The organism is Acinetobacter courvalinii (genome assembly GCF_014635545.1).
Classification (GTDB): domain Bacteria; phylum Pseudomonadota; class Gammaproteobacteria; order Pseudomonadales; family Moraxellaceae; genus Acinetobacter; species Acinetobacter courvalinii.
This window is the reverse complement of record NZ_BMDA01000001.1, coordinates 1846474-1865196: the sequence shown is the minus strand read 5'-3', so window position 1 is coordinate 1865196 and position 18723 is coordinate 1846474. Positions and strand designations below refer to the sequence as shown.

General features: G+C 44.4%; 13 protein-coding genes. 9 read left to right on the top strand and 4 right to left on the bottom strand.

The window, feature by feature from the left end:
- Positions 1 to 19: 19 nt before the first annotated feature.
- A complete protein-coding gene (gene metH / locus IEV39_RS08505) occupies positions 20 to 3706 on the bottom strand; it encodes a methionine synthase (RefSeq protein ID WP_005284474.1) in 3687 nt (1228 codons plus the stop codon).
- Positions 3707 to 4150: 444 nt separating this feature from the next.
- Here metH and IEV39_RS08500 point away from each other — a divergent pair, with 444 nt between their 5' ends.
- Positions 4151 to 5779: an inorganic phosphate transporter gene (locus tag IEV39_RS08500; protein WP_005229345.1), complete on the top strand. Its 1629-nt coding sequence runs from the start codon at positions 4151 to 4153 to the stop codon at positions 5777 to 5779.
- 485 nt (positions 5780 to 6264) lie between these two features.
- On the opposite strand, the gene IEV39_RS08495 is transcribed toward IEV39_RS08500, so the two are convergent.
- On the bottom strand, positions 6265 to 7254 hold the full coding sequence (locus IEV39_RS08495) for a Tim44 domain-containing protein (RefSeq protein WP_005284477.1): 990 nt from the start codon (positions 7252 to 7254) through the stop codon (positions 6265 to 6267).
- A gap of 98 nt (positions 7255 to 7352) precedes the next feature.
- Complete coding sequence (gene radA, locus IEV39_RS08490; RefSeq protein ID WP_005284480.1) at positions 7353 to 8741, bottom strand: DNA repair protein RadA; 1389 nt, start codon at positions 8739 to 8741, stop codon at positions 7353 to 7355.
- Between the two features lie 361 nt (positions 8742 to 9102).
- On the opposite strand from radA, the gene IEV39_RS08485 reads away from it, so the two are divergent.
- The 5 genes from IEV39_RS08485 to dapF all read left to right on the top strand — a co-directional run bounded on the left by IEV39_RS08485 (position 9103) and on the right by dapF (position 14822).
- Positions 9103 to 10611 (top strand): alanine/glycine:cation symporter family protein, encoded by a 1509-nt coding sequence (locus IEV39_RS08485; protein ID WP_005284483.1) that lies wholly within the window; start codon positions 9103 to 9105, stop codon positions 10609 to 10611.
- Between the two features lie 283 nt (positions 10612 to 10894).
- Positions 10895 to 12307, top strand: coding sequence for an amino acid permease (locus IEV39_RS08480; RefSeq protein ID WP_032871928.1), 1413 nt, complete (start codon positions 10895 to 10897; stop codon positions 12305 to 12307).
- 144 nt (positions 12308 to 12451) lie between these two features.
- Positions 12452 to 12688 carry an LPS translocon maturation chaperone LptM gene (gene lptM, locus IEV39_RS08475; RefSeq protein ID WP_005229357.1) on the top strand — a complete coding sequence of 79 codons (237 nt, stop codon included), beginning with the start codon at positions 12452 to 12454 and terminating at the stop codon, positions 12686 to 12688.
- A 22-nt stretch (positions 12689 to 12710) separates the two neighbouring features.
- Positions 12711 to 13961 carry a diaminopimelate decarboxylase gene (lysA, locus tag IEV39_RS08470; RefSeq protein ID WP_005284489.1) on the top strand — a complete coding sequence of 417 codons (1251 nt, stop codon included), beginning with the start codon at positions 12711 to 12713 and terminating at the stop codon, positions 13959 to 13961.
- Positions 13962 to 13967: 6 nt separating this feature from the next.
- Complete coding sequence (gene dapF, locus IEV39_RS08465; RefSeq protein ID WP_005284491.1) at positions 13968 to 14822, top strand: diaminopimelate epimerase; 855 nt, start codon at positions 13968 to 13970, stop codon at positions 14820 to 14822.
- A gap of 49 nt (positions 14823 to 14871) precedes the next feature.
- Here the strand turns inward: dapF and IEV39_RS08460 are convergent, their stop codons facing one another.
- Positions 14872 to 15483, bottom strand: a complete 612-nt coding sequence (locus tag IEV39_RS08460) for a LysE family translocator (protein ID WP_005284495.1) — start codon at positions 15481 to 15483, stop codon at positions 14872 to 14874.
- Between the two features lie 160 nt (positions 15484 to 15643).
- Here IEV39_RS08460 and xerA point away from each other — a divergent pair, with 160 nt between their 5' ends.
- From xerA to IEV39_RS08445, 3 genes are all read left to right on the top strand, one after another.
- Positions 15644 to 16537, top strand: coding sequence for a site-specific tyrosine recombinase/integron integrase (gene xerA, locus IEV39_RS08455; RefSeq protein ID WP_162137922.1), 894 nt, complete (start codon positions 15644 to 15646; stop codon positions 16535 to 16537).
- Between the two features lie 431 nt (positions 16538 to 16968).
- Positions 16969 to 17718, top strand: coding sequence for an electron transfer flavoprotein subunit beta/FixA family protein (locus tag IEV39_RS08450; protein WP_004771287.1), 750 nt, complete (start codon positions 16969 to 16971; stop codon positions 17716 to 17718).
- Positions 17719 to 17735: 17 nt separating this feature from the next.
- On the top strand, positions 17736 to 18671 hold the full coding sequence (locus IEV39_RS08445; protein ID WP_004771288.1) for an FAD-binding protein: 936 nt from the start codon (positions 17736 to 17738) through the stop codon (positions 18669 to 18671).
- The last annotated feature ends 52 nt before the right edge of the window (positions 18672 to 18723 follow it).

Genomic DNA, 18723 nt, shown 5'->3' with positions numbered 1-18723 from the left:
GGGGATTTTTTCTTACAGCTTAACCAATCGAATCATCCAAATTCGGCGCTAACCAACGTTTCGCTTCATCCAGTGTCCAGCCTTTACGTTTTGCATAATCCTCAAGCTGGTCTTGAGAAATCTTGCCTACGTTAAAGTATTCACTTTCAGGATGCGAATAATAGAAACCACTCACAGAAGAAGGCGGCATCATGGCAAAATGTTCAGTCAATTTGGTACCAATCTTCGCTTCCGAACCTAACCAGTCAAATAACACCGCCTTTTCAGAATGCTCTGGGCAAGCAGGGTAGCCTGGAGCAGGGCGAATACCGACATACTTCTCTTTGATCAATTCTTCATTGCTCAAAGTCTCATCAGCTTTATAGCCCCAGAACTCTTTACGAATACGCTCATGCAAATGCTCGGCAAATGCTTCGGCAAAACGATCGGCCAACGACTGAACCAAGATTGCTGAATAATCATCACCTTTGGCTTTATATTCATTTGCCAATTCTTCCGCACCAAAGATCGACACGGTGAATCCGCCTAAGTAATCCTGCTGCTCACGGTCACGACGAATGTAATCTGCCAAAGATAAGTTTGGTTTGCCTGTCACTTTGTCAGATTGCTGACGGATATGCTCAAAGGTATGGGTAACCTTTTGACCGGCTTCATCAAATACGCTGACTGTATCCGCACCGGTACGTTGTGCAGGGTATAGACCAAATACAGCACGGGCATCGAAACGATTATTCTCGATAATGTCTTTCAGCATCGCTTGCGCTTGGTTATACAAATCAGTAGCTGCTTCACCGACCACTTCATCTGTCAGGATTTTCGGGAATTTACCCGCCAAGCTCCAAGAGATAAAGAACGGCGTCCAGTCAAAATATTCAACCAGTGTTGCCAATGGATAATTGGTAATGACTTGCGTACCTAAGGTATTTGGAATCGGTGGCACATAGTTATCATCCACCTTGAAACCATTTTCAATCGATTCGGCATAGCTGAGTTTGGCGGCTTTCGGTTGCTTGTTAGCTAGACGCTCACGAATCTTGGCATATTCAGCACGATGCTCGGCAATAAAGTTGCCACGCATTTCTTTCGACAGCAGGGTGGTTGCAACACCGACTGCACGTGAAGCATCCGCCACATAGATCACTGCATCATTTTGATATTGTGGATCAATCTTCACTGCGGTATGTGCTTTCGATGTGGTTGCCCCACCAATCAGTAAAGGAATGTTAAAGCCTTTACGTTGCATTTCTTTGGCAACAAACACCATTTCATCCAGAGATGGGGTGATCAAACCAGACAAACCGATGATGTCACATTTCTCATCAATTGCGGTTTGCAGGATTTTTTCTGCTGGTACCATCACGCCAAGGTCAACGATGTCATAACCGTTACAGCCCAAGACCACACCCACGATATTTTTACCGATATCGTGTACGTCACCTTTTACCGTCGCCATCAACACTTTACCTTTAGACTGGCTACCGGTTTTTTCAGCTTCGATGTACGGGTTCAGCCAAGCGACAGCTTGTTTCATCACACGTGCAGATTTCACCACTTGTGGCAGGAACATTTTACCTGAACCGAACAGGTCACCAACCACATTCATACCATCCATCAAGGCGCCTTCAATCACATCGAGTGGACGTTTGGCTTTTAAACGGGCTTCTTCGGTATCTTCATCAATATACGTGGTGATACCTTTGACTAAGGCATATTCCAGACGTTTTTCAACCGACTCGTTACGCCATTCAAGGTTCTCAGCTTCACGTTGCGCGCCACTATGACCACGGTATTTCTCAGCCACTTCAAGCAGTTTCTCTGTAGCGTTTTGACCCGATTCACCTTGGTTCTGGTTTAGAACGACATCTTCAACAGCTTCTTTCAGCTCTTTTGGAATATCGTCATAAATTGCCATTTGACCTGCGTTCACGATACCCATGGTCATGCCTTGCTTGATGGCATGGTACAGGAATACCGAGTGAATCGCTTCACGGACAGGCTCATTACCACGGAAGGAGAAGGAAACGTTCGATACACCACCTGAAATCATGGCATGTGGCAAGTTCTGTTTGATCCAGCCCGTAGCCTCAATGAAGTCAACGCCATAGTTGTTGTGTTCTTCGATCCCGGTTGCCACGGCGAACACGTTCGGGTCAAAAATAATATCTTCAGCAGGGAAGCCGACATCATTGACTAACACATCATAAGAACGTTTACAGATTTCACGCTTACGTGCAGCGGTATCAGCCTGACCGGCTTCATCAAAAGCCATGACAATAATCGCAGCACCATATTGGCGACACAGGCGTGCTTTTTCGACAAACTCGTCATAACCCTCTTTTAGGGAAATCGAGTTCACTACAGGTTTACCTTGTACACACTTCAAGCCTGCTTCAATGATTTCCCATTTTGATGAGTCAATCATGATCGGCACGCGAGAGATATCCGGTTCAGACGCCACCAGATTGAGGAAATGTACCATCGCAGTTTGCGAATCCAGCATTCCTTCATCCATGTTGATATCGATGATCTGTGCACCGGCTTCAACCTGTTGCTGAGCCACTTCCAAAGCTTCGGCAAAGTTTTCTTCACGAATCAGGCGCAGGAATTTTTTTGAACCGGTGACGTTGGTACGTTCACCAACGTTAACGAACAAAGAGTTTTCATCAATGTTAAATGGCTCTAAACCACTTAAACGGCAAGCAGGAATGGTTTCCGGCACTTGGCGTGGCTGAATATCCTTGACCGCATGATAAATGGCACGAATGTGGTCGGGTGTAGTCCCACAGCAACCACCGGTAATATTGATCAAACCGCTTTCAGCAAATTCTTTAATGAATGCTGCGGTTTGTTCCGGGGTTTCATCATATTCACCAAAGGCGTTCGGCAAGCCAGCATTCGGATGGGCAGAAATAAAGGTATCTGCAACATCAGCAATGGTTTTGATGTGTGGACGCATCGCGTCTGCACCCAATGCACAGTTAAAACCGATCGAGAGTAAATCACCGTGACGTACCGAGTTCCAGAATGCTTCTGCGGTTTGGCCGGTTAAAGTACGCCCTGAGGCATCGGTAATAGTCCCTGAAATCATCAATGGCAGTTCATGACCGATTTGCTTGAAGACCTCTTTTACTGCAAAGATCGCGGCTTTACAGTTCAAGGTATCGAACACGGTTTCGATCAGCAGGATGTCTGCTCCACCTTCGATCAGGGCGTGAGCAGCTTCAATATAGTTTTCTTTTAGTTCATCAAAGGTAATGTTACGGAAGGCCGGATCATTAACATTTGGTGAAATCGAACAGGTACGTGATGTCGGGCCAAGCACACCGGCAACAAAACGGGGTTTGTCTGGAGTCGAATATTTGTCACAGGCTGCACGTGCCAAGCGTGCTGCTTCACGGTTGATCTCTGGTACCAGATCTTCCATGTGATAATCCGACATGGAAACACGTGTGCCGTTAAAGCTATTGGTTTCAATAATGTCCGCGCCAGCATCCAGGTAGGCTTCATGAATGCCCTGAATAATCTGTGGTTGTGTCAGAACTAATAAATCATTATTGCCTTTCAGGTCTGATGCCCAGTCTGCAAAGCGTTCACCACGATAATCTGCTTCTTCTAGTTTATGGCGTTGAATCATGGTTCCCATTGCACCATCAATAATCAGGATGCGTTGGGCAAGAAGTGATTGTAGGGTGGTAAGCGTGGACATTCAGAAACCCCGGTCGATGATGAAGATAAAAATAAAAAGCAGGGGCATTGTAACAGAAGCTAGGTCAAAGCGCGTATTTTCAACAACTCAGAACAGTGATTCATCGGGTCATTTCGAAAATGTCATAAAATGTTCATTCAATTGTCATAATCGAACGGAATAATGCTTAAAAAGCCAACAAATTAATCAGAATATGACAAAAATATGTCATCTTTCGTAGCATTTGTTGCAAAATCAGACAAACAGTTTGGTTGGATATAATATGTTTGTAAGTTATTGTTTTTATTTTATTAAATTTTAAAACAGGACGAAATTATCGTAAAAAAAGCCTAAAAAACGCTATAAAAAAATGAAATTTTGGCTTTATATGACAGTCCTTTGTCATATAATTGTCATAATTTAATTAAACAATACAGAGGATTTTATTATCCTCTCACCGTCTACATGAATTCTAATCTTCCTCCTGTTTCGGATTCACCGCTTGCCAGTTCTCAGGCAAAATCGACGAATGTACATGTACCTACACCGAAATTTTTTATGCCGGTGTTTTTGACAATTATTGTTGCAACACTGGTTTATATCGGTTTTCAGTTAAGTGCTGATCTGGCACATGTACCGCCGTTAAGCTTATATTCAGTTATTCTTTTATCGACGGCACTTTTCATCGCTTTAGGCTTTGAATTTGTAAATGGTTTTCACGATACGGCAAATGCTGTAGCGACGGTTATTTATACCAATGCTTTGCCTGCACCAGCAGCAGTAATGTGGGCTGGCTTCTGTAACTTCCTTGGGGTTATGGTGGCGAGTGGTGCGGTTGCATACGGTATTATTGCATTACTTCCTGTAGAAATGATTATGAATGTCGGCAGTGGTGCCGGCTTTGCGATGGTTTTTGCATTGTTAATTGCGGCGATTCTGTGGAATCTGGGCACGTGGTTCTTAGGAATTCCTGCATCAAGTTCACATACTTTAATCGGTTCGATTTTAGGTGTGGGCATCATGAATCATATCTTGAATGCGTCTGCTGGGGCGACCAGTAGTGGTATTGATATTGATCAGGTGATTAAGGTGGGTAAGGCGTTATTATTCTCGCCATTGATCGGTTTTGCGTTTGCTGCAATCCTGTTCTTGTTGGTGAAAAAAGTCTTTAAACGTCAAATGGAGCTGTTTCAGCCACCAGAAGGCAATAAGCCGCCGCCGCCACTGATTCGTGCAATCCTGATTTTTACCTGTACAGGCGTAAGTTTTGCGCATGGTTCAAACGACGGTCAAAAGGGCATGGGTTTAATCATGTTGATCCTGATCGGCTTGGTACCATTGGCTTACTCATTGAACAAAAATCTGGATGCACAACATTTACAGTCTTTTGAGCAACTTTCTACTCAGACTGCGGTCGTTTTGAATGTGAATCAAAACGAGCTGACCGATGAAAAAGCACGTGATGTATTAACCAAATATATCCAGACCAAAGAGCAAACCGCTGAAGTTGTTCCTGCACTTGCAAGCATGACTTCTCATATCGGTACACGTGTTGCAGGCTATGGTGATCTTAAATTGATTCCTGAAGCGGCGGTCAGTGAAATCCGTAATGACATGTATTTGAGCACTACGACATTCAAACGTTTAGACAAGGCTGAAGCTTTACCAGCAATGGATGAAAGTCAGGCCAAAGTGGTCAAAGAATATCGTAATAGCCTGGATTCATTCCTACAGTACATTCCAAACTGGGTTAAAGTTGCAGTGGCACTGGCACTGGGTCTGGGTACGATGGTGGGCTGGAAACGTATCGTAGTGACTGTGGGTGAACGTATTGGTAAGAACCATATGACCTATGGTCAGGGCATGTCTGCTGAACTTGTGGCAATGAGTACCATTGCTGCGGCTGATGGTTTAGGTATGCCGGTATCAACTACTCATGTATTAAACAGTGCGGTTGCGGGGACCATGGTTGCGAATAAATCCGGTTTAAACTTCAATACTGTGAAAACCATTCTTTCTGCATGGGTCTTCACTTTACCGGCAACGATTGCATTGTCTGGTGGTTTATACTGGTTATTCTTACAGTTTGTCTAATGATGCTGAATCATTAGATTCGAATAAAATTTAAAGGCTTTGCTACGGCAAGGCCTTTTTTTATGGGTGTTGTTTGATGGTGTAACAGACCTCTGCTTGTGAAAGCTCTATCAAATCCTACAAGGCGATTTAACCTGAGCAGCACAAAAGGGATGGTTATGGGGCGAAATGGGCGTAGACGTGGCTTTAAGTGGGCATGCTGTACAGAAAAATTCATTACCGTCTAGGTGAGGACGAGTATTCTTGAAAATGACCCCAATAAAAGCGTTTTATTCCCCAAAAGAGGAATATTTTTTAAAGCATTTATCCGTTAGTATCAATAGACAGATCGTGCCAGGTTGTGCTGACCTATCTCAATAAGAACGATAATTTTGTTGTTTTACACTCCGCCATTCTCTAGGGAATGGCTTTTTTTGTTCCTGTTAAAATAAGAGCCATAAAAAAAAGAGCTATCGAAATAGCTCTTTTTTTATTTCATACCATAATTAAGCTTGTTGAATTCCCGCAACCACCCAGTCTTGTTGTGAACCGGCAGGTTTTACAAAATGCCAGATCTCAGTAAAAGGTTGTGGCAAGCTGTTCAGATCTTCACTTACTGTGCCGGTAAAGCGTACGCTCACCACATATTGACCATTTTCCGTAGTACTTTCGACCACCATCGCATTCAGATTGCTAAACTCGGCAACATCCTGATCCTGATTGGCCATGATATCGCTGTGCATTGAACTATAAAGCTCAGGGGTTAAATAACGACGGATTTCCTCAATATTGCTGGCGCTGTTAACCGATTGAATATGGTTAAAACGTTGACGGGCAATACGTAAGAAGGCAGCAGGTTCAGTCCCATCCGGTAATTGATTGCCACTGCTCATAGACGCACCACCAAATGGGGCTTGAGGAGCAGCGCTACCACCAGCGACAGACTGACCAAAGATATTGGTGTTATCCGCTGCTTGACGTGGTGCTGCTTGAGGTGGAACCTGACGGCCAAAGTTGTTTTGACCGCCATTGTTAGGCGCGTAAGGGTTATTGCTGGCTAATTTTTTTTTTGCGCCCAATTTGCGGAACACAAAGAAGGCGATGGCAGCAGCAAGAAGGACCCAGATCCAGCCAGGAATTCCACCTTTTTCTTCCTGTTGCTGTTGTGCTTGCTGAGCGGCTTGTTCTTGCTCAGTTGTAGTCGGGTTATGTTGTTTGTCATCCGCCAATGCATTGGCAGCTACAGCACCAACGGCTGCACCTGCGACACCCGCAGCAACCATAGAGCCCACACCTGGACCTGATCGTTGAGGCGCAGTTTGTTGTTGAGGCGCTGGCGCTGCTTGACGTGACGGCTGGTAAGATTGGCTAGATGAACTAGATCTGCTCATGCCGTGGCTTTTACCGCCACCTGCACGTTTTGCTTCCGCAAGCGGTGCAGCGACCAAAGTTGCCATCAAAAGAGCTGCCATCAAGCCACGCTGGTGTACTTGCATCGAAATTTCCTATTTAAATTCAATTTGTAAATGTATTTATGAAGGTATTTACATCGAATTTCAACTAGAAAAGTATGTTTTTTTATGTCAGACGCGGGTTATAGCTCATCACTGAGCTGCATGGCTTCGGTTAAGGCTTCATGCAAACGTGCCACAGCAATGATTTGGACGCCATCAACCGGCTTTTGTGGTGCATTGCCTCGCGGTAAAATCACATACTTAAAGCCATGTTTGGCCGCTTCTTTTAAGCGTTCCTGACCATTCGGTACAGGGCGAATCTCGCCGGATAAACCCACCTCGCCAAAAACAGCCAGTTGTTGGGGTAAGGCTTTGCCTCTTAGGCTGGATGCACAGGCCAGTAATACAGCTAAGTCAGAACCGGTCTCGGTGATTTTTAAACCGCCCACCACATTGACATAGACATCTTGTCCTGAGGTTTGCACACCTCCATGTCGGTGCATCACCGCCAAGAGCATGTTTAAACGGTTTTGTTCCAAACCGAGTGCCACGCGACGTGGCTGTCCATGGGCATCATCCACCAGTGCCTGAACTTCGACCAGAAGTGGGCGAGTGCCTTCACGGCTAATCATCACGATTGAACCTGGAATGGCTTCATCATAACGACTCAGGAAAATTGCGGATGGATTGGCAACTTCACGTAGACCTTTATCGGTCATGCCGAATACGCCCAGTTCATTGACTGCACCAAAACGGTTCTTGACCGCACGGATCATACGGTAACGTGAGTCGGACTGGCCTTCAAAATACAGCACACAATCGACCATATGTTCTAAAACACGTGGACCTGCCAGCGCGCCTTCTTTGGTCACGTGACCCACAAGGAATAAAGCCGTGCCGCTATTTTTGGCAAAACGGGTCAGTAACGCTGCAGATTCACGAATTTGCGATACGCCGCCTGGCGCTGACTGTAAGATTTCGGTATACAGCGTCTGAATCGAATCCAGAATTGCAACAGCAGGGCGTTCTTGAGCCAGTACTTCACAAATGCGTTCGACACAGGTTTCAGCCATGACTTTCAGCGAATCGGTCGGCAGGTCGAGGCGCTGGGCACGCAAGGCAACCTGTGACAGGGATTCCTCACCGGTGACATACAGCGCAGAGCTTTTCTTGCTGGCCATATGGGTTGCGGTTTGCAGCAGGATGGTTGATTTACCAATCCCCGGGTCACCACCAATCAAGACCACTGAACCCGTCACCAGTCCGCCACCCAAGACCCGATCAAACTCGCTAATCCCGGTTTGCAGACGGGTTTCCTGTGAAACCGAGATCTGGTTAAGTGTAGTCAGATTCGCCACTTGCCCGGCATAACCTCCGCCCATCTTAGGCTGGCCACGATGTGTCACCACCGGTTCAACACGGACTTCGAGCAGGCTATTCCATTCACCACATTCTGAACATTGACCTGCCCATTTCGGATGATCTGCACCACATTGTTCACATCTGTAAACGGATTTAATTTTTGCCATAAGATAAAATTGAAAACTTTCTTAAAATTAGATAAAAAAGAATCAGGACGAAAAATTTCTAAACATGTCCATCGTTGTTTAAGGAGTAACAAAACGAAGACGGCATGATTTCGTCGCAGATTGGTTAAAGGGAAGTGCTCAGAAAAATAACATGATATACGACTTTTACAAGTTATAGACCGTGTGTTTTTAGCAATCGCTTTTTTTGTTCAATTCACTTTTTCCATGGATGGTGTTGGTGTATTTGCTTATTTGTTGTCAGGAGATTTTGATCGAATGGCATAGATATTGCTCATGCTCAGACGAATGAAAAATTCAACAGTGACTATCTTTTCAAAATATATAATAAAGGTTGATGTCTATGAGTGCAGCAGAGATTGTAAATTGGGTAAATGGAATTATCTGGAGTCCAGCGCTAATCTATTTATGCCTCGGTGCTGGTTTATTTTTTTCTATTTTAACTCGGTTTGTACAGGTTCGTCAGATCAAGGAAATGGCGAAACTGTTAATTAATGGTTCCTCCTCCGCACAGGGAATTTCTTCATTTCAGGCTTTGTCGGTCTCTTTATCGGGACGGGTCGGGGTCGGTAATATCGCCGGCGTGGCGGCCGCTATTGGCTTCGGTGGCCCAGGCGCGGTGTTCTGGATGTGGCTGGTGGCATTTCTCGGTGCCAGTACTGCCTATGTCGAATCCACACTCGGTCAAATTTACAAGGTTGAATATCAGGGGCAATATCGTGGTGGTCCTGCTTTTTACTTTGACCGGGGTTTAGGCCAGCGTTGGTTAGGGATTCTGTTTGCGATTGCTGCCATTGTTTCGTGTGGTCTGTTTTTGCCAGGAATTCAGGCCAATGCCGTCGGGAACGCCTTTACCCAGATTACCGGTCAGGGTGCCATTGTCTTTGGCGATATCGGTGTATTTAAATTGCTGGCGCTGATTGTGGTGGTGTCTTTACTGTCGATTATTATTTTTGGCGGCATTAAGCGGATTGCGCGCTTTGCAGAGCTGGTGGTACCTTTTATGGCGCTGGGTTATATCCTGATGGCGGTGATTATTGTGGTCATGAACATTCAGGAATTGCCTGGGGTAATCAAGCTCATTTTTACAGATGCATTTTCACCGATGGCAGGGATCGGCGCCGCAATTGGTTGGGGAGTAAAACGTGGTGTTTATTCCAATGAGGCGGGGCAAGGCACAGGGCCACATGCTGCTGCAGCTGCAGAAGTGCAACATCCGGCACAGCAAGGCTTTGTACAGGCTTTCTCGATTTATGTAGATACGCTGTTTGTATGTTCAGCAACAGCCTTTATGATCCTGATTACAGGTATGTATAACGTACAAGGCACTTTAGAAGCCGGGCAGTTTATTGTGCAGCATGTTTCGCCGGCAACCGAAATCGGTTCACCTGCATTTACCCAAATGGCAGTCAGCACAGTTTTTGGAGGTTTTGGTCAAATCTTTGTAGCGCTGGCTGTATTCTTCTTCGCATTTACCACGATTGTGGCTTATTACTATATTGCAGAAACCAATATTACCTATCTGAGCTATATCACCAAAACACCTTCACTGCTCTTTATTACCAAGTGTTTTATTATTCTTTCAGTTGCCTATGGCATTATCAGTGCAACCGGTTATATCTGGGGTATCGGTGATATTGGGGTAGGCCTCATGGCCTGGATCAATATTATTGGCATTATCGTGACCTATTTTGTGTGGAAACCGACCATCAAAGCCTTGAAGGATTACGAAGAGCAACAGAAAGCAGGGGTTAAGGAGTTCGTGTTTGATCCGGTAAAACTCGGCATCCGTAATGCAACCTTCTGGGAAGAGCGTCTTAAACGTAAACAGCAGTCAAGATCTGATGATTAAGTTATAAATTCATTTTTGCATAGCCAAGAAGTGGCCTTTATTGCCACTTCTTTTTTTTATTGCTTCTTCAGGGTGACCAAGTTGCCCGCACAAGTTCATTGTATTGTTTTGGCCTTGTGCGTATGATCGAATTCAATTGTATTTTGACAAATACAGGTACAACATTACTTAGCTAAAACAAGCCCAAGCATGGATAGCGAAAAAAGATACTGAAAAGGGTATGTATCGTTATAAACAGCTGGTTTTAGCTAAGGGATTAAAAACACTGGAGAGTTTTTGTAAAATGTCGAATCAAAATCTGAGTGAGGCTGCTGAGCAAAGCGGACTTCACCGTAGTCTATCTAATCGACATCTACAGTTGATTGCGATTGGCGGTGCAATCGGAACAGGATTGTTCATGGGGTCTGGTAAAACCATCAGTTTGGCTGGGCCATCTATCCTGTTTATTTATATGACCATTGGTTTGATGGTGTTCTTCGTAATGCGTGCATTAGGAGAACTGTTATTGTCTAACCTGAACTACAAATCTTTTATCGATTTATCGACCGATCTGATCGGCCCTTGGGCGGGTTATTTTGTCGGCTGGACCTACTGGCTCTGTTGGGTCACCATCGGTATCGCTGATTTATCGGCCATTATTTACTATCTGGAATTCTTTAATGGTGGAGAGTCGTTTACACCATTAGGCGGATTGCTGATTAGTACGGTCGCGATCATGTTTGTACTGGGACTGAATCTGGTCACCGTTAAATTATTCGGTGAAATGGAGTTCTGGTTTGCAATGGTGAAGATTACTGCAATTATTGTGTTGATTGCGGTGGGCCTATGGATGATCTTTACCGGCTTTACCAATGCTTCAGGAACAGTCGCAAGTGTTTCAAATCTCTGGACCCATGGCGGCATGTTCCCGAAAGGTCTGGAAGGGTTTTTAGCGGGCTTCCAGATTGCAATTTTCGCCTTTGTCGGGGTGGAACTGGTCGGTACCACGGCTGCTGAAACGCAAGATCCAAAACGTAACTTACCAAAAGCGATTAACTCGATTCCGATCCGTATCATTATTTTCTATGTATTGGCCTTGTTTGTGGTGATGTGTGTGACGCCTTGGGATCAGATCAATCCTAAAGTGAGTCCATTCGTTAACATCTTCTCACAAGCAGGTATTGCCTCGGCTGCGATTATCATGAATCTGGTGGTGTTGTCTTCGGTGATGTCATCCATGAACAGTGGTGTTTTCTCGACCAGCCGTATGTTGTTTGGTCTATCAACAGATCAGCAGGCGCCTAAACTGTTTGGAAAACTGTCTAAATCGGCTGTTCCATCAAAAGCATTGATCTTCTCGTCAATCTGTATCTTTATCGGTGCATTTGTGCAGTTTGTTTATAAGTTGCAGACCGGTACCAATGATGAAGTCACAGCATTTACGCTTGCAACAACGCTCTCAACCATTCTGTTCATCTGCGTATGGATCATTATCATGTGGAGTTATATTAACTACCGCAGAAACCGTCCAGAGTTGCATGCGCAATCAAGCTTTAAACTTCCAGGTGGCGTGTTCACTTGCTGGGTCGTGATTTTATTCTTCCTTGCAACGATTTACTTCCTTGCACTGGATGAAACCACATTAGAATCGCTCAAAGTCAGCCCGATCTGGTTTGTCATTCTGGCGATTGGTTATTTCTTCTATAGAAAAAAATAAGCAGTAACCAGATTAAAGTATCAAAACGTCGACCTTTAAAGTCGGCGTTTTTTTATGGTTATTGCCTGATTCATTCAAGTTTAGACTTTAGCCAATCCAATGATCACGCTATACTGCTCCGAATTGTAAAAGTTAGGTGCTCAGATGCTTAAAGTCATTTGTTCGATCAGTTTATTATTAAGCAGTATTGTTTTAACTGCCTGTGGCCAGACGGGTGAATTGCATTTGCCATCTGATCCAAATCAAGACAAACGCGCAAAATATCTGCTTTATAAAAATGAAGCAACTCAGGCTAAAACCTCATCCGATGTAAACACTGATGAAGTAGAACAGGACAGCCAGGCAACATCATTGCCACAATCACAGACCATCTCACCTTAAGTTTGTAAATAAGGACATCTTCATGAGTTTCACTCGCATTAATGGAGTATTGCACGCTGAGCAATGTTCACTGGATCAGCTCGCGCAGCAATATGGCACGCCTTTATATGTGTATTCAAAAGCCACTTTTGAAAAGCATTATTTGGATATGCATCGTGCTTTTGATTTTATTGATCATCAAATCTGTTTTGCAGTGAAGTCAAACTCAAATCTGGCTGTTCTTCGTGTATTGGCAAAAGTGGGTGCGGGTTTTGACATCGTGACAGGTGGCGAATTGGCACGGGTACTGGCAGCCGGTGGTGAACCTGCAAAAATTGTTTTCTCCGGTTTGGGTAAATCTGAAGCCGATATCGAAAAGGCTTTAAATGTTGGGATTGCCTGCTTTAATGTGGAGTCGCATGCCGAACTGGACCGCATTCAGAAAGTCGCAGCAAAACTTGGCAAAAAAGCACCGGTTTCGTTACGTGTAAATCCTGATGTGGATGCCAATACGCATCCTTATATCTCAACCGGTTTGAAAGAAAACAAGTTTGGTATTCCAAGCGATACGGTGAATGAAACCTATCAATATGCAGCGTCATTGCCGAATCTGGAGATTGTCGGAATCGATTGCCATATCGGTTCACAGTTGACTGAAACGCAACCCTTTGTCGATGCACTGGATCGTGTCATTTTAATGATCGAGCAGTTGAAAAGTCTGGGGATCAACCTCAAACATATTGATATCGGTGGTGGTTTAGGTGTGCGTTATAAAGATGAAACGCCGCCAAGCGTTGAAGAATATGCCAATGCCATGCGTCCTGCTTTAGAAAAGCTGGGCCTCAAAGTCTATATGGAGCCGGGGCGTAGTATTTCTGCCAATGCGGGCGCATTATTAACCAAAGTAGATTTACTCAAACCAACCAGTCACCGTAACTTTGCCATTATTGATGCGGCCATGAATGATTTAATTCGTCCTGCCTTATATGAAGCATGGATGGATATTCAATCGGTGAATCCGAGTGCTGATGTTGAAGTGAAAACATGGGATTTGGTCGGTGCGATCTGTGAAACTGGCGATTTCCTCGGTAAAGAGCGTGATTTGGCGCTTCAGGAAAATGATGTACTGGCGGTGCTGGGTGCCGGTGCATACGGTTTTGTGATGAGCTCTAATTATAATACCCGTGGTCGAGCTGCCGAAGTGATGGTCAGTGGTGATCAAGCCTATTTAATTCGTGAGCGTGAAACCATAGAATCACTTTGGGAAAAAGAACGTTTATTGCCTGAGGAATAAGTTGAGATGTATTTAGAATTTACCAAAATGCATGGTTTGGGCAATGATTTTATGGTCGTTGACCTGGTGACCCAGCGTGCTTATTTAGATACAGTCACGATTCAGCGTTTGGCAGATCGTCATTTTGGGGTGGGTTTTGATCAACTATTGATTGTTGAACCACCTGATTTACCGGACGTTGATTTTAAATATCGAATTTTCAATGCCGATGGTTCTGAAGTGGAACAATGCGGTAATGGGGTGCGTTGTTTTGCCCGTTTTGTCCATGAGCGTCAACTGACCACCAAAACCAAAATCCGTGTACAAACCAAAGCGGGGATTGTTGAACCTGAATTGGGTGCCAATGGCTGGGTGCGTGTCAATATGGGGCAACCGAAGTTTCTTCCAGAAGAGATTCCGTTTGTGACGCAAGCGCATGAAGATACTGAAGGCTTATATGCACTTGCATTGGCAGACAATCAAAGCATTAATATTGATGTGGTGAACATGGGAAATCCGCATGCGGTGACCATCGTCCCTGATGTATTAACGGCAGATGTAGAACGTATCGGTCCACAAGTGGAATCACATGCGCGTTTCCCTGCACGTGTCAATGCGGGGTTTATGCAGATCCTTGATGAAAAGCATATTCGTTTACGTGTGTATGAACGTGGCGTTGGCGAGACGTTGGCCTGTGGTACAGGGGCTTGCGCTGCCGCAGTCAGTGGTATGCGCCGTGGCTTACTTGCCAATGAAGTTGAAGTTCAGCTTGCGGGTGGTAAATTGCACATTGCTTGGCGTGAAGGGGATGTGGTGTGGATGACAGGCCCAACCACGCATGTCTATGATGCCCGTCTGGATTTAAGATATTTTCAGGGGTGATCAAACCAGATAAAAAAAGCGCGTTTTTAAAACGCGCTTTTTTTATGCTTTATCGTTTGCTGAAAGCCAGCTTGAGTGCAAACAGGAGAAACACACTGCCTGTGATCCGATCCATATATTGAATAAATTTGGGTTGTTTTAAATAGGCTGAAATGGACTGCATTGCAACAATCAGGAATATCGACCAGAACAACCCAATCACCACATGAATCATCACCAAGCCCATGGTCCAGATGATTGGAGATGAGGACTGGGGAATAAACTGCGGTAAAAAGGAAATATAAAAAATACCGACTTTAGGGTTGAGTAAATTGCCCCAAAAACCTTTGATAAACCAGTTTTGCGCCGTCGTAGAATCATTCAGACCAGCGAGTTGGCTACGAGGTTTTAAGATCAGATTGAGTCCTAACCAGGCCAGATAAAGGGCGCCCATCCATTTTAAAAGATTAAAGGCTAGATCCGAGGTCATCAATAAGGCGCCCAATCCACAGGCCACAATAACTCCCCATACGATACAACCCAGATTAATCCCCAAGGCCGCTTGAAATGCTTTGGCCTTACCTTCAAGCGTTGCGGTACGGATAATCAGCGTGGTATCAAGCCCGGGGGTAATGGTCAGCAGGGTAATTGCGATCAGATAGGGAATAAGCATTGTTGTCATGATGAGGCCACCACTTAAAACTTGAAAAATGATTGTAGTACAGTGCACTACATTGTTCGAGCAGGTTTAGCAGGAATCGAGGGAAAAATTTGCTAGACTGTCGCTAGGTCTTGTTTTCAGCATGGAGCGTTATTTGGAAACCCCTGCAAAACTTCTATCGATGTGGTTAAAAGAACGGATGATTCAAAATCAGTCGGAACATACCATTGCGGCCTATCAACGCGACTTGACTGATTTTTTCCGGTTTTGTGAACAAAAGCAATTACAGCTCCAGGATATTGAAGCTTCAGACCTGAGAGAATATTTGGCTGCCCGGGTTGAGCGGGATCAATTGAGTTCCAGCACTTTACAGCGACATTTGACTTCTATTCGCCAATTTATGAAGTGGGCGGAGCAAGGACAATATCTGGAGCAGAATCCATCTGAAGATTTTAAATTAAAGCGCCAGCCACGTCCTTTACCGGGCATGATTGATATTGAGACGGTTCATCAAATTCTAGATCAGGCGGCCCCTGAAAAACCTGTTGAACAGCAGCTGTGGCTGCGCGATAAAGCCATGCTGGAACTGTTATATTCCAGTGGTTTGCGTCTGGCAGAATTGCAAGGCTTAAGCATCAAGGATATTGATTTCAATCGGCAGTTATTACGTATCACAGGTAAAGGCAATAAAACCCGCATAGTCCCATTTGGAAGCAAAGCCAAAGACAGTCTGGTGGAGTGGCTAAAAATCTATCGGATCTGGCAAGGCGGCTTTCATGCGGATTCTGCGGTTTTTATCTCGCAACGCGGCAATGCCTTAACGCCTCGACAAATTGAAAATCGGGTCAAATTACAAGCGCAACGAGCAGGTGTCAATGTCGACCTGCATCCGCATTTATTACGGCATTGTTTTGCCAGTCATATGCTTTCTGCCAGTGGCGATTTACGTTCTGTGCAGGAAATGTTGGGACATAGCAATCTTTCCACCACCCAGATCTATACCCATGTCGACTTTGATCAGTTGGCAAAAGTGTATGATCAAACCCATCCACGGGCGCAAAAGGCGAGTTCCTGATATATTATGTTGCAAATTTGAACGATTAATCGTCGTCTACTTTTCCCGTTTATTCCGTACATTTGTTGAATTGATGTTATTACTTAATTGCCACGTTTTTATAAAAGCGAAAAGGCAATCAAATTTGCAGGAAACGATCCGTTACAGATCATTGCAATCCTGATGAAAAATGCTGGTTTAGATCGTTGAATTTTATAAAATATTAAAAAAATCAAAGTTTAATATTCATCATCTTGATGAGCTAAATAAATAGAATGAATCATTATTTTCAATTTGTGAACTGAGCGTTTCATGTTTTTTATAGCTGTAGCGGAAATTGTGACTTGACCGAAATGCCAAATACATTGCAAGATAGGGCACCTAAAAAGTTTCAATCGAAGAGTTAGAATACTCTTCATTACATTTACTTGCTTAGAACAGCCGAGGATTACATGAAGGCTCTTGTCGCTGTAAAACGTGTGGTTGATGCCAACGTTAAAGTTCGTGTTAAGCCGGACAATAGTGGGGTTGACCTTACCAACGTTAAGATGTCAATCAACCCATTCTGTGAAATCGCAGTGGAAGAAGCGGTTCGCTTAAAAGAAAAAGGAACAGTTTCTGAAATCGTTGTGGTTTCAGTGGGTGCTAAAGAAGCTCAAGAACAAATTCGTTCTGCAATGGCGCTAGGTGCTGACCGTGGTATTTTAGTTGAAACTGCTGATGAAGTTGGCGCTCTTGAAGTTGCTAAAATCTTGAAAGGCGTAGTTGATGCTGAAAAGCCAGAACTTATTCTTCTTGGTAAACAGGCAATTGATGACGACTCTAACCAAGTAGGTCAGATGCTTGGTGCTTTACTGGGTGCAGGTCAAGGTACTTTCGCATCTGAAGTTAAAGTTGACGGCGGTAAAGTTCAGGTAACTCGTGAAATCGACGGTGGTTTACAAACTGTTGAGCTTGCACTTCCTGCAATCATCACGACTGACTTACGTTTGAATGAGCCACGTTATGCTGCTCTTCCAAACATCATGAAAGCGCGTAAAAAGCCACTTGATACCAAATCACCTGCTGATTATGGCGTTGCAACAGGTACTAAGCTTAAAACAATTAAAGTTGAAGCTCCTGCTGAACGTAAAGCTGGCGTACAAGTGAAGTCTGTAGACGAGCTTGTTGAAAAATTGAAAAACGAAGCGAAAGTGATCTAATACAGAAGGATAAAATCATGAGTATTTTAGTTATCGCTGATCACAACAACCAGACACTTAACGGTGCAACTTTAAACGTTGTTGCGGCAGCTCAAAAAATCGGTGGTGATATTACTGTATTGGTTGCTGGTTCTGGCGCTCAAGCAGTTGCAGACGCTGCTGCTAAAGTTGCTGGTGTGAGCAAAGTATTACTTGCTGACAATGCTGCTTATGCAAACCAATTGGCTGAAAACGTTGCTGGCTTAGTTGCTGACATCGCGAAAGGTGGTTACAAATACGTATTAGCTGCATCTACAACAACGGGTAAGAACATCCTTCCACGTGTTGCTGCACTCCTTGACGTTAGCATGATTTCAGACATCATCGCTGTTGAATCTGCAAATACATTCAAGCGTCCGATCTATGCGGGTAACGCGATTGCAACTGTTCAATCTGACGAAGCAATCATCGTGGGTACCGTTCGCGGTACAGCATTTGATGCAGTTGCTGCTGAAGGTGGTTCTGCTGCAGTTGAAGCGGTTGCTGAAGCAAAAGATGCTGGTATTTCTACCTTTGTAAACGAAGAAATCGTGAAACTTGATCGTCCAGAGTTAACTGCTGCACGTATCGTTGTTTCTGGTGGTCGTGGTGTAGGTTCTGGTGAGAACTATCACAAAGTCCTTGACCCATTAGCTGACAAGCTTGGTGCTGCTCAAGGTGCTTCACGTGCTGCGGTAGATGCTGGCTTCGTACCAAACGACTTCCAGGTTGGTCAAACGGGTAAAATCGTTGCGCCTGATCTTTATATGGCGATTGGTATCTCAGGTGCGATTCAGCACTTGGCAGGTATGAAAGACTCTAAAGTGATTGTTGCAATCAACAAAGATGAAGAAGCCCCAATCAACAGCGTTGCTGACTACTGGTTAGTCGGTGATTTAAACACTGTTGTTCCAGAATTGGTAAGTAAACTGTAATTTATAGTCTGCTACTTATTCAAGAAAACGCCCTTGTGCTATACATTGCACA